Here is a 1867-nt window from a genome sequence, read left to right as displayed (position 1 = left end):
GACAAGAACAGGAGGCTGTGGAAGAACTGCGAGCGATGGCTCAACACCAGCCTGCAGTTCGTCCACTTGGCATTCTTGGTGCTCTTGCTCAAAAGACTTTGAACACGCTCTTAGAAGTTGGTACCGTTCGTGGCGAATACGCTAAGAGTGTTGGCTGGTCGAAATTTTCCGCATATTTCATGTGGTCAGTTGGGGTCGTTTTTTTTGTTTTGTTATTGATGGCGCTGGTGGAGGTCGAAATCCCTATAACAGTTGATCTGCTGTTCACGCTGGTTTTTTTTGGGTTTCCGTCATATTTTCTTTTTTGCTTCGGGACCTATTTTTGGCGCCTAGCGACAAAGAACTCGCTGGATGATCCAGTGCTCTTTAACAAAAAAACAAAGTTGGTCTATATCCTTCCGTATCTGAATGGAGGTTTTTTTAGATTCTGGAAGAACGGCTCTCATGGCACACCTATAGCATACAGATGGGATGATCAGATTCGAGCGCGCATCTACAACTATATCTACTTCCGAGGCGCGAATCTTGCATCGGAGGGTTTTGAACTCGGCCTGCTTGCTATTCGTCAAGGCACCGCGAACGAAGTGGAGCAGCTGATCCAACTGGGTGTTCAGTCCAATGGTTTCGACAGCACGCAGTTAGCGCTATGGGAGCACATCCGGCAGTACATGGAGGAAGACGGGCCGCCACTGCAGGCAGGCGACAAGCTTCGTGCAACCGATTTATCCCGCGTACCAGAATTTCCGACCGAAATAATCGCTGAGGCTGGCGGATCAGCCTTGGATCAAGGTGAGATTGACCAGTTGATCCGGTTGAGGCGTAGCCCATGAGTACAGCAAGGAGTACGAACTTTGGCTGCCGATCCATAGCAATAGTGAGGGCTTTCGGATCATAAAAAACCTGATCTGGTGATTCGCTGGATCCCCACACCACTTCCGTTCGCAAGGACCAGCAGTAAGCCTGGCCCCTCTGCTGGCCAGATTTTTCCGGTGATGATGCACGGGCTACTCTTGAAGTAAAGGACGAAGATTGATGGTTTCCGGAGAGGTTGGCTCGAATTTGATCCCTGGGCGCTGGGTCGAGAATTTGCCAGGAAGTTGTGCTGGGTATGTAAGAAATTCGAAATTGCCCGCCGAGTTGGTTAACAGAATCGATGACGTTGTTTTGGAGATATCAAGGTCTTCGATAATTATGCGGGGCGGCCCTTTATTGTTCGCAATCTTAGGTCTTTTTGGTTTCTTCGCTTGCTTTTCGTTGCTTATAAAAATTGCTTTCCCGTTGGATAGCGAAGTTATTGCTATTGTTTTTGTTTTCCCAGTTTTATTGCTAGGTGCATCTTGGATTGTTCTTCTGTTATTCAAAACGGATCTTGGTATTTCGAGTGATCGGCCAGTTCGTTTTAATAGAGCTCTTAAGAAAATCTATGTTTATGAGCATTCCTATAGCTTGAATCCATTTAGGGAGTGGCCTGTGACTGTAAAGATTTTCGACTGGAGTGATGTTGATGCCAAGATATATTGTTATAAGGGATTCACGGGCAAGGTCTATATGCAGAGGTTTTCCCTTTGGTTAATAGATCGAGGGCGCTCTGATGTGGGTGGATGTTTTCAGTTGATGGGTAATTGGCCAACCACCAAAGAGATGCATGATGCTTGGGATTATTGTGTTGAATACATGGAGTCCGGCGTGTCGGGTGTTCCTGCTTGCGAGCCTAGAAATCAAGACGTAACATTTCGACGTAGCTTGTTCCACTATATTGAATCGCCCAGGCTTTTGTAGACACTCTTCAGCCGTTTAGTGCGTACTGCCGTTCAAACTCTATCGGGGACAGGCCGCCATTGGAACCGTGTCGCCGTGTCGGGTTGTA

At 47.4% G+C, this 1867-nt stretch carries 2 protein-coding genes and 1 pseudogene; all 3 read left to right on the top strand.

Annotation, left to right across the window (positions count from 1 at the left end):
* Window positions 1-102 (top strand): annotated as a pseudogene (locus ACVOLI_RS20445) (IS5/IS1182 family transposase); the annotation flags it as partial.
* Window positions 103-179: 77 nt separating this feature from the next.
* Window positions 180-830 carry a DUF6708 domain-containing protein gene (locus tag ACVOLI_RS20440; RefSeq protein ID WP_481615779.1) on the top strand — a complete coding sequence of 217 codons (651 nt, stop codon included), beginning with the start codon at window positions 180-182 and terminating at the stop codon, window positions 828-830.
* Between the two features lie 202 nt (window positions 831-1032).
* A complete protein-coding gene (locus tag ACVOLI_RS20435; RefSeq protein WP_481615778.1) occupies window positions 1033-1779 on the top strand; it encodes a DUF6708 domain-containing protein in 747 nt (248 codons plus the stop codon).
* The last annotated feature ends 88 nt before the right edge of the window (window positions 1780-1867 follow it).

Source organism: Stenotrophomonas sp. STEN029, from assembly GCF_056760015.1.
This window is presented reverse-complemented; position numbering and strand designations above follow the sequence as displayed.

Coding starts and splice junctions, on each gene's coding strand:
- ACVOLI_RS20435 (WP_481615778.1), top strand. CDS start 1,033: ATGGTTTCCGGAGAGGTTGGCTCGAATTTGATCCCTGGGCGCTGGGTC.
- ACVOLI_RS20440 (WP_481615779.1), top strand. CDS start 180: ATGTGGTCAGTTGGGGTCGTTTTTTTTGTTTTGTTATTGATGGCGCTG.